The organism is Psychrobacter sp. T6-1 (assembly GCF_052258445.1).
Window position 1 is genome coordinate 1 of record NZ_JBQQFC010000078.1, and the last position, 9,947, is coordinate 9,947.

The window sequence follows — 9,947 nt, forward strand, 5'->3', positions numbered from 1 at the left end:
GTCATGCTGGCTTTTTTGTGTTTATAATTCAAGGTTTAGCAATATTTATAGATAAAAATCGTTAAAGATTAAGCGCTAAGATTGTTGTCCTTTTATTGCCAAATAAAATAACATTAATTTTTATTTGATAATAGTTCTCAATAACATTATAATTTGCAAAATTAAGTATTATCGCAGTAGCTAGAGATTTACTCCTCCAATTCTCATTAGCTAGATTAAACTTTTACACCATTGATTAAGGCTATTTATGACCATCACTACGCTAAAACGTCGTCGCTTTTTGCCAGCGAGTTTGGCAGTTGCGCTATCTTCTATGCTGATGATATCTGCTTGCACCAAACAGACCGAAGAGAATGCTGTGGCGACTGAGCAAAATGAGACTGCTGCAACTACAGATACCGCAAACACAGCAAGTGATGGTGCTCAGCATGCAAGTTTAGATAGATTGCTAATTAGTTATAGCAATATGGCGCATGCTGCCTACAAGGATTCGCTTGAGAGCGCAAAAGTGCTCCAAGCTGCCGTTGACATTTACGTTGATGCGCCAAATGAAGCCAATCTTGCTGCAGCTAAAGCGGCGTACAAGGCGGCGCGCAAGCCTTATTCGCAAACAGAGGTGTTTCGATTCGATGAGGGTTTTGTCAGCAATGACGATAAGCGCAAGATCGGTAGTATCGATAGCTGGGAGGGTCAAGTCAATGCCTGGCCGCTTGATGAGGCACTTATAGATTATGTTAGTGATAGCTACGAAGGCGAGTACAATAGTAGCGATAACATTATCAATAGTAAGCGCATTACCGTCGGTAGTGTCAAGCAAGACACTAGCGAGATTACCCCTGAGCTTTTAGTCGATATGGCTGAGATTGGCGGGAGTGAAGCCAATGTCACTACAGGCTATCACGCCATAGAGTTCCTACTATGGGGTCAAGATACCAACGGCGTAGGCGAAGGTGCAGGCAAGCGTCCTGTTAGTGACTATGTTACGGCAGAGGGTCAATGCACCAGCGGTGATATAGTAAACGACGATGTCAGCATATGTGAGCGCCGCGGCGAGTATCTAAAAGCAGCGACCCAGTTATTGGTTGATGATCTAGCCTTAATGGAAGCCCAGTGGCAGCCCAAAAGCGAAAACACACTACGTAGTGATATGCTAGCCCGCCGAGATGATAATGCCCTGCGCCAAATCATGTATCAAATGGGTAGCCTAGCCCTAGGCGAGCTGGCCTCGCAGCGCATGCAAGTGGCTTTTGTCACAGGCTCTACCGAAGATGAGCACGACTGTTTTAGTGACTTAACTCACATTAGCTATGCTAATAACGCGCGTGGTATTCAAAACTTATTTAACGGTAATTATCAGACTATCAATGATAAAACTATCGGCGGTTACGGTCTTAAACAATACCTCGTTGACACTGGGCATAAAGACGCCGCAGATCAACTAGACTCTGACTTTACTCGAGTAAAAGCGGCCTTTGACGTCATTAATGACAAAGCTGAAAACGAAGGGATAAAGGTCGATCAGATGATTGCTACTGCTGGACAAGTCAGCAAACAGGGAATCACTGCTGAGGAGCAAAACAAGCGCCGCAGTTGGGTTGAGAATGGTATTACAAGTTTGCAAGCGCTAACGGATAGCTTAGAGAATGCTGCAAAATCAGTCGGTATTGACAATCTAGCGGCGGACGATGGAATGTAAGTCAAAGCTTACTAGCAGTGGCTACTAAGTCGTTAAAAGTGAATGAGAATTGTTTTCACAAACGAGCGATTGGAGTACAATAACACGTTATCAGCGTTGACTGATAACGTGTTTTTTTTGTGTTAAGTTAAGGATTTTATGAGTACTGATAAGATTTGCAGTATTAATAAGCGAGTAATCACTATTACGGCAGCTTTGGGTATAAGCGCCTGCCAGCCTACTATAAGCGATAGCGAGGCCTTGTCTTCTGAGCGCGTACAGACTATAGAGTCACTAGCAGGTGTTCCTATGCAGCAGCTGGCCGCTTTTGATCCACAAGAGATCAAGCAAGGCGGCGACACCGGTATCACTATTAGCAGCCGTGAGAGTTACTCAAAACCCTCATCGAATCTAACTGCCTCACGTAAGGGTGACTTTTTTATTGGTAATGCTTTTTTTATGCAGCCTTGGGTTGCCGCTCCTGCTAGTACCGATAGCCGCGACGGTCTAGGTGCTTTATTTAACGTAGCCGCTTGTCAGTCTTGTCATATAAAAGACGGGCGCGGGCATGCTCCGATGACAAGTGATGACGATGCCGATAGTCTATTGATTCGTTTGGCTATGCCGGCACAAACTGCTGAGCAAAAACAGCAACTACAAGACTCCCTTATCGAAAAGGTCGTACATCCAAATTATGGTGGCCAGTTGCAAGACCGCGGCGTCCAAGGCGTACCTGCTGAGGCGCGTATCCGTGTTACGTGGACAGATAAACCGGTTACTTTTGCTGATGGTCACGTGGAGACGCTGCGCGCGCCTACCTTTAACTTAACTCATCCCGGCTACGGCGCTTTTGATGAGGCATTGATGGTGTCGCCGCGAGTCGCGCTACCGATGATAGGGCTAGGACTGCTTGAGCAGATACCAGGCACCGACATCAAAAACCAAGCCAATAGTAGCAAAGACGGTATCTCTGGTAAGTTCAATCTGGCTATGGATCCACAAACAGGCAAAGTCGCGCTAGGACGTTTTGGCTGGAAGGCGGGTCAAACCAGATTGGTGACTCAAAACCAAAGCGCCTTTAATGAAGATATGGGCTTGACCTCAAATATCCGTCCTCATGAGTCTTGCATGCCGACTCAAGCCGCTTGCTTAAATGCTGCAACGGGAAGCGATACGCAAGGCGATGGCAAGCCTGCGGTAGAGGTCAGTGACGAGATTACTAAGTTTGTGGAGTTTTATACGCGTAATCTAGCGGTTCCACATCGCCGTGATGCAGATAGCGAGCTGGTGCTCGCAGGCAAACAGCGTTTTTATGAGATAGGCTGTCAAAGCTGCCATACCCCAAGATATGTGTTGCCAAAAACCGACGATGACCGTCTTGAGCAGCACGGGCAAGTCATCTATCCTTATACTGATTTACTATTGCATGACATGGGTGATGACTTGGCGGATCGTACTATTGCAGGCAAGCTTCCAGCAAAAGACATACAAGTTGAGTTTTTAGCCAATTCTTACGAATGGCGCACCCCAGCGCTTTGGGGTATCGGTCTTGCGCAAACTGTCGATTCGCAAGCAACGTTTTTGCATGATGGACGCGCGCGCACGCTAATGGAAGCGGTACTGTGGCATGGCGGCGAGGCTGAGGCGCAAAAGCAAAACGTACTTAAACTAGATAAGCAAGGTCGCGCTGAGCTTAATGCGTTTTTAAAATCATTATAAAAATAATCGAAATCTGCTATAGAATTATAAATTACCGAGAACTTTATGAAAATAAATCATGGTTTAGTGCTAGCGTTATCCGCTCTAAGTGCAGGGCTACTCATCAGTTGCGTCAAACCTGCTGACGATACTGCTAGCGAGGTAGATAGCCAAAAGGTCACTCAAGAGCCGACCCAATCGGCTGCGGCGCAAAGTAATGGTGAGCGGGTCGCTACTGTAGATATTAGCGCTGAGACAGCCAGTACTTATCTGACTCATGTCGCTGATGATATAGTGATTCCAGCTTATGCAGATGCTGCCAAGCAAAGCGAGCAATTGTATAAGCTTGCTCAGCAAAACTGCCAGCAAGCGCCAGTTAGCGGCGCTAAGCTACAAGAATTACGAGATCAGTGGTTACAACTTGCACAGGCTTGGGCGGCAGCTGAGATGATTAACTTTGGCCCTGCGACTGATAGCATGAGTAACTTATATATAAACTACTATCCTGATGAGCGCGGACTGGTGCATAGCGGCGTGGCAGATCTTATCGCTGCCAACCCAAACCTAACTGCTGAGCAACTGGCTAACGAAAGTGCTATTGTTCAAGGCGTACCTGGACTTGAGGAGGCGCTATATGTCAACGACAGCTTAGATGCTGCGCAGTGCGCGTATGTCATTAGTGCCAGTAGTGCTTTGAGCACGCGCCTCAAAGCTATCGAAAGCAACTGGCGCAAGAACGCAGCCACCCTGATGGCTATCGACAAAGCCCCAACTAGTGATCAGGGACTCAACCAGTGGTTTAACTCGCTACTAGCGCTTGTTGAGATCACAAAAACCAATGCTATTGATCAGCCATTAGGAATCACAGGGTCTACAAAAGGTCATCTACCAGCAGCAACAGCAGAACAAAGCCGCGCTATCATAACCGCAAAGGTAGCTGCGCTAAACCAAACGCTGACCGATCCTGCTTTGATCGCTATACTTGGGCACAATAATGAGAGCCTAGTCAGTGATAATCTCTCCACCGCGCTTAGTGATACCACGACCCTACTTGCGCAAATGCCAGAAGATATCGCCGACGCAGACAAGTCTGAGCAGCAAGCCTTGTTTGATCAATTAACGACAGTTACGCGGCTTATAAAACGTCAGCTTATTCCCGCCTTAGGTATACGCGTGGGCTTTAATAGTAATGATGGCGACTAAGACATGACTATCCATAGCGTTAAATGGGGAGCTTATTATGAATAATAAAACTAAAATAAGCTCTGCTAATACGAATAAAAATCTATCTACCACTCCCTCAAACCAGCAATTGAGTTACGAGCTTATCAAGACATCCGCGCTAACAGCGCTTGGCACCTCTATTTTTGTAGCTATGCATCATCAGTATCGTAAGCAACGTCAGCCTGAGGCAAGATTACAAGATTATATAAGGGGTGCTCAGGCGCGGCTAAACGCATTCTCTGTTTTATCCTCACCAGCAAAAACCTCAACACCAGCCAAACCGCTCATACGTTTGCGATGTGCTTTTGATGCAGCAAAACGAGCATACTCAAACCCTGATGAGACAAATGCTAATAAAGATAAAGCGGATCAGGAGTTAGCGGCATTATATACGACAACTAGGCTTGCGCGTCCAGTGTGCTGGGTAAGTGGGGTAGCCGCTATACCAAAGAACATGTCAGCGCATGATGATAGCGAAGACAATAGTGGTAACGATTTTGGCGTCGTCGGTATCGATGCTGATCGGCAGCTTGTCTGGCAAACGTTGATGCCTGAACGTGTACACGATATCGTCGTCCAGCCCATCTCTAACAGTAGGACAGCAACCGATAAGCAAAGCCGCGATGTTGTCGTTATGGGGCGGCGACCAAGTGAGAGATTTTGGGTATTAGACGCCGCTACAGGACGAGTTAAGCGCGCCATCAAGGCATCGGCTGATCGTCACTTTTATGGTCATGCTTGTTACAGTTTAGATGGTAATCGGCTCTACGTGACCCAAAACGATACGATAACTTTGAGCGGTAAGATCGGCGTTTATAATGCTCGCAACTATCAAAAAATAGCAGAATTTGACTCCTACGGTATCGGCCCGCACGAGCTGATTATGTATCCAGACGGCGAGACATTGATCATCGCTAATGGCGGTATCAAAACCGAGCAGGCATCGCGCGAGGAGCTAAATCTCGATACTATGCGCCCCTCTTTGGTATATCTAAACTTACGTGACGGCCAACTACTGGAGCAAATCACCCCTGAGCACAATCAGATGAGCGTGCGCCATCTTGCCATTCACGATAACGGTACGGTCGCTATCGGGATTCAGTTTCAAGGTGAGCGTCATATCAATGTACCACTGGTACTGATTCATAAACGCGGCGATACCCAGTTTACTCCTTTGGTTATGCCTGATAATCAGTGGCAGATGTTTCATCAATATATCGCTAGCGTCGCTGTCGATAGCGAGCACGATCAGGTATGCGTCGCCACGCCAATGGGTGGCTGCGCGGCTATCTTTGATTTAAAAACGCATAGCCTCGTTGATACTGTGCGCCTGCCAGATTGCGCGGGTGTAGCAACAAACTTCGAAAAATCAGGCTTTATCGTCAGTGATGGGCATGGTTATCTTAGCGCTTTGCACGTCACTAATAGCGAAGCAAAGGCAGACAATCAGTCTAGCAAAGCGTGTATCGTGGTAGATGGTCAGCAGCATTTGATGTCTTTTGACAATCACTTGCAAGCGTTGTCATAGTTGATGAAAAAAAATCACTCATCGCCTAAACACCGCACGCCTTTATTAGAGAATGCGCTCAACCAGTTGGCAGCAGCAGGTATTGCCTTAGATATCACACAAAAGCGTGTTAAAAATATTAACTTTCGTCTAAAGCCGTATCAGCTTAAGGTGTCTATACCGCTGTTTGTGGGCTATGAGCAAGCCGCGCAGGCAATTGATAAGCGCGTGCCTTGGGCGATTGATAATCATGCACAAATCCTAGCGCAGCATCAACGTAAACAAGCGTTTTCAGCTAACGATATGGATAATAGTCCTGTGCTATTGTGGGGCGAGCCGCAAGCGCTTGTTTTAACTGATGATGAAAAAATCGCTCTCTATCGCCAACAGCTTACAGAAGTCACGCCTGCACTGCTCGATAAGTGGCAACCTATCGTCGGTGCCAATGCTAAAGAGGTGAGATTCAAAAAAATGCACACGCGCTGGGGCATCTGTAACACCCGCGTGCGAAGAGTATGGCTGTCTGTTTACTTGCCCGCCTACGCTATCGAATGCACCGAATATGTCATCGTCCATGAGCTGTGTCATTTACATCATGCCAATCATAGCGAGGCATTTTGGCAAACGGTAAGAGAGGCGATGCCTGAGTACAAAAGATGGCATGATATGCTGGCGGGTAAGTCAGGACGACTAGATTGATTAGTAATCGTTTAAATAAAAAACGGGCTAAAATTAAAATACAGGTGTAAATAATATAAAAACCTATTATAAGCCTGATATGATAGGTCGTAGCAGATTATTGTTTTTAAAAATGGACAACAGGATACGTTATGGACAAGGTCAACCAAGCTAAGTTTTGGCAGCAGCGCTACGAGACAGGCAGTATACAGTGGGATATGGGACAAATATCGCCACCACTCAAAGCCTATATCGATCAGTTGCCAGAGTCTGCCAAAGATCAGCGTATCTTGGTGCCAGGGGCGGGCAATGCTTATGAAGTGGGTTATATGCATGAGCAAGGATTTACTAACGTCGTTCTGGTCGACTTTGCGCCAGCACCTATTGAGGACTTTGCCAAGCGCTATCCTGACTTTCCAGCGCAGCATTTAATACGTGCGGACTTTTTTGAATTATCGCCAGAGGAGTATCAGTTTGACTGGATACTTGAGCAGACGTTTTTTTGTGCGATTACGCGCGCGCGCCGCGATGAATACGTGCAGCAAATGGCAGCTCTACTTAAACCAAAAGGCAAACTAGTAGGTTTGTTATTTGACAAAGAGTTTGGCGGTGACGATATTCCATACGGCGGTAGCAAAGCGGAGTATCAGCAGCGTTTCGCGCCTTATTTTAATATTAACGTTATGGAAACCAGCATCAACTCACATCCTGCACGTCAAGGCAATGAGTTGTTTCTTAATCTGCAAGTAAAGTAATCTCGCGGCTGATATTCTCGCGCGCCTGAGACTCTAGCTGATGATAGTGCTCGGTGAGATAGAGCTTAGGATGCGTCAGTAAACCCTCTAATACTTTGGTTCGTCCTATGCGGTATTGCTCCTGCGTGACATGCGCGTATTCTTTGCGGACGGCCTGCGTATAGTGCTCGTACTCTACCCACGGTGCACCCAAAATACTCAAATCCATATCCAGCATGTAAGCGGCATCAAGGCGGTTCTCTGTGCCTGCAATCTTATGATCAGCGGTCATCATGATCAGCGCATAAATACGCGCGCACTGCGCAATATCAAGATAAGGGCTTAATTTTTCTTGCGCAAATTTTGCGCTTTTACTCTCATTACCAGCGCGCTTAGGATCGTATATTATGTCGTGATAATATATAGCCAGCGCTACGATATCTGGTTGGGTCAGCTGGCTCTGAATCTTATCAAACTGGTCAAACAGTTGCGCTAAGTGCTCTAAGGTATGATAAGCGCGAGCAGGCTCGCTATAACGTGTGACGATATCGTGCCAGAGTATCAAGGCAGTATCTGGCGTCGTGCACCCGCTCATAGCTAGGTGCGCGGCGAAACGCTTGCTTAGGTTTGTATTTTTGTGCGTGTTCATACTATTGCTGCTTGGCGTCGTCTTTAAAGGCCTGCCCAAACACTTGACCGAGCAGGTTGACATCATCTACGCGCGCATAATTTAAGCGCGTGACAAAGGCGATTTTGCGATGGGGACCTTGTTCCGCTAGTGGCACGGCGACGGCGTTTTGATTTTGCAAATGCAATTGATCTAGCGCCATCTCAGGGACTAAGGTCGTGCCCATATTAGCAAGCGCCATTTGAATCAAAGTGTTTAAGCTGGCATCAGAAAAGCTCGATTTCATTTCTGCGCGATCAAAATGACAGACCGACAGCGTCTGATCCGTTAAGCAATGCCCCTCGCCTAGTAGCATGAGGTTGGCAGTCGCCAGCTCATCTGAGTTAATAGTATCGAGCTTGGCATGTACGTCATCCTTTGGAAATACTGCAAAAAAGTCCTCCGCCCAAAACTCAAAACTATGTAAACCCTCTACAGCGTAAGGTAGCGCGATAATAGCGGTATCGATATGACCGTAGCGCACTTGTTCAAGCAAGCGCTCTGTTTGCTGCTCGATAATGGTCATACGAAACTCTGGGTACTGCGCGCGCAGCGCTGGCAATACCTTTGGCAACAGATAGGGCGCAATCGTCGGAATGATACCGACAGTCATAGGGTAGGCAAGGGGTGTTTGATGACTTTGCGCGCGCGTGGTCAAATCATTGACCTCAGAGAATATGCGCTGCGCTCGGGTCAAGATATCTTGTCCGATAGGCGTGATCAGCACTTGCTTATTATTGCGCTCAAATATTTGCGTATCAAGCTGTTTTTCAAGCTCCGCAATTCCCAAACTTAGCGCTGATTGGGAAATATTGCAGTCCTCAGCCGCGCGTTTGAAATGACGATGTTTAGCAACGGCTAAGGCAAATTCGAGTTGGCGTAAGGTAATCATAAAAAGCTCTCTTTATAAGTATTTGGTAAGCAGTATTGAGATCAAATAGTAATCAAAGGTACAGCGGTCATATCAGGTAAAGGGCTCTAGTTGATAAGACGAAAGGATAGGATAAGGTAGTGTATCAATATTAATAAAACAAAACATCAAGTTAAAAACTTTTAACTGGAGTAATCATAGAATTCGCGTATAGTTTGTCAGGTAGCCAAGACAACTCATGGCTTATATCAAACAACTTAATAATTATATCTTAACTTACTAACTATAAAGGAGCCAATCATGGCGTCTATTATCAATCAAGAAATCCCAGAATTCTCAGCAGATGCATATGTTAACGGTGAGTTCAAAACTATCACCTCAGACGATGTAAAAGGTAAGTGGGCAATCTTTTTATTCTACCCAGCTGACTTTACTTTTGTATGCCCAACGGAGCTTGAAGACATGGCCGCTCATTATGACGAGCTACAAGGCCTAGGTGTCGAAGTCTATTCAGTATCAACAGACACGCATTTCACTCACAAAGCATGGCACGATTCATCAGATGCTATCGGTAAAGTAAACTACCCAATGATTGGTGATCCTACAGGCCGTATCACTCGCGGCTTCAATGTGATGATCGAAGAAGCAGGCCTAGCTGAGCGCGGTACGTTCTTGGTAGATCCAGATGGCTTAATCCAAGTCGCTGAGATCCATGCAGGCGGTATCGGCCGTAGCGCAAAAGATATGCTACGTAAAGTAAAAGCGGCACAATATGTCCGTGAAAATGACGGCGAAGTATGCCCAGCAGCTTGGGAACAAGGCGGCGATACTCTAAAGCCAAGTCTTGATCTTGTCGGTAAAATCTAAGCGCTTGATTACAGGTGTTTAGTTAG

The 9,947-nt window shown here is 46.3% G+C and carries 9 protein-coding genes; 7 read left to right on the forward strand and 2 right to left on the reverse strand.

Translation table 11 applies throughout. From position 1 onward, the window contains the following. Nucleotides 1-247 precede the first annotated feature (247 nt). The 6 genes from ACTXGO_RS06280 to ACTXGO_RS06305 all read left to right on the forward strand — a co-directional run bounded on the left by ACTXGO_RS06280 (nucleotide 248) and on the right by ACTXGO_RS06305 (nucleotide 7,537). A complete protein-coding gene (locus ACTXGO_RS06280; RefSeq protein ID WP_443543681.1) occupies nucleotides 248-1,696 on the forward strand; it encodes an imelysin family protein in 1,449 nt (482 codons plus the stop codon). Between the two features lie 138 nt (nucleotides 1,697-1,834). Further along, complete coding sequence (locus ACTXGO_RS06285) at nucleotides 1,835-3,394, forward strand: di-heme oxidoreductase family protein (RefSeq protein WP_435949612.1); 1,560 nt, start codon at nucleotides 1,835-1,837, stop codon at nucleotides 3,392-3,394. A 45-nt stretch (nucleotides 3,395-3,439) separates the two neighbouring features. Continuing rightward, nucleotides 3,440-4,576 (forward strand): imelysin family protein, encoded by a 1,137-nt coding sequence (locus ACTXGO_RS06290; RefSeq protein ID WP_443543679.1) that lies wholly within the window; start codon nucleotides 3,440-3,442, stop codon nucleotides 4,574-4,576. A gap of 37 nt (nucleotides 4,577-4,613) precedes the next feature. Next, nucleotides 4,614-6,125: a DUF1513 domain-containing protein gene (locus ACTXGO_RS06295; protein WP_443573731.1), complete on the forward strand. Its 1,512-nt coding sequence runs from the start codon at nucleotides 4,614-4,616 to the stop codon at nucleotides 6,123-6,125. Between the two features lie 3 nt (nucleotides 6,126-6,128). Then, on the forward strand, nucleotides 6,129-6,803 hold the full coding sequence (locus tag ACTXGO_RS06300) for a M48 family metallopeptidase (protein WP_443573733.1): 675 nt from the start codon (nucleotides 6,129-6,131) through the stop codon (nucleotides 6,801-6,803). A gap of 131 nt (nucleotides 6,804-6,934) precedes the next feature. Further along, complete coding sequence (locus ACTXGO_RS06305; protein ID WP_435949606.1) at nucleotides 6,935-7,537, forward strand: methyltransferase domain-containing protein; 603 nt, start codon at nucleotides 6,935-6,937, stop codon at nucleotides 7,535-7,537. Here the strand turns inward: ACTXGO_RS06305 and ACTXGO_RS06310 are convergent. Together ACTXGO_RS06310 and ACTXGO_RS06315 are read right to left on the reverse strand one after the other, a co-directional pair. Beyond that, entirely contained in the window at nucleotides 7,518-8,165 is a 648-nt protein-coding gene (locus ACTXGO_RS06310) for an HD domain-containing protein (protein ID WP_443573735.1), read from the reverse strand. The two genes, ACTXGO_RS06305 and ACTXGO_RS06310, sit on opposite strands and share 20 nt — an antisense overlap. 1 nt (nucleotide 8,166) lies before the next feature. Further along, a complete protein-coding gene (locus ACTXGO_RS06315) occupies nucleotides 8,167-9,075 on the reverse strand; it encodes a hydrogen peroxide-inducible genes activator (protein ID WP_435949603.1) in 909 nt (302 codons plus the stop codon). Between the two features lie 279 nt (nucleotides 9,076-9,354). On the opposite strand from ACTXGO_RS06315, the gene ahpC reads away from it, so the two are divergent. Next, nucleotides 9,355-9,921, forward strand: coding sequence for an alkyl hydroperoxide reductase subunit C (gene ahpC / locus ACTXGO_RS06320; RefSeq protein WP_317199162.1), 567 nt, complete (start codon nucleotides 9,355-9,357; stop codon nucleotides 9,919-9,921). The last annotated feature ends 26 nt before the right edge of the window (nucleotides 9,922-9,947 follow it).